This is a genomic window from Algoriphagus pacificus, from assembly GCF_017254845.1.
Taxonomy (GTDB): domain Bacteria; phylum Bacteroidota; class Bacteroidia; order Cytophagales; family Cyclobacteriaceae; genus Algoriphagus; species Algoriphagus pacificus.
Map to the genome: position 1 here is coordinate 1 of NZ_JAFKCU010000048.1, position 229 is coordinate 229.

Consider the following 229-nt stretch of genomic DNA (forward strand, 5'->3'; position numbering starts at 1 on the left):
ACGTCATCTACAGTTGAGCTTTGGTTCACGCTTACTGTAATGATCCCTGAATCACTCAAGCCATTTTCATCCGTTACTTCATAAGGGATGGTAAAACTTGTAGGACCTGTGTATCCCGCTGGAACATCAATACTTACCGTGCCGTCCAAGGCAATGCTCACCGTTACTCCAGCTGGTACGCCGCTTAGATCAGGGGTGATTTCTACGATATCTCCACTGCCCGGAGTGA

At 48.0% G+C, this 229-nt stretch carries 1 protein-coding gene; it reads right to left on the reverse strand.

What is annotated here, in order from left to right; all coding sequences use genetic code 11:
• The coding region (locus J0A69_RS22530; RefSeq protein WP_206588866.1) for an Ig-like domain-containing protein at nucleotides 1-229 on the reverse strand (229 nt) is incomplete at both ends.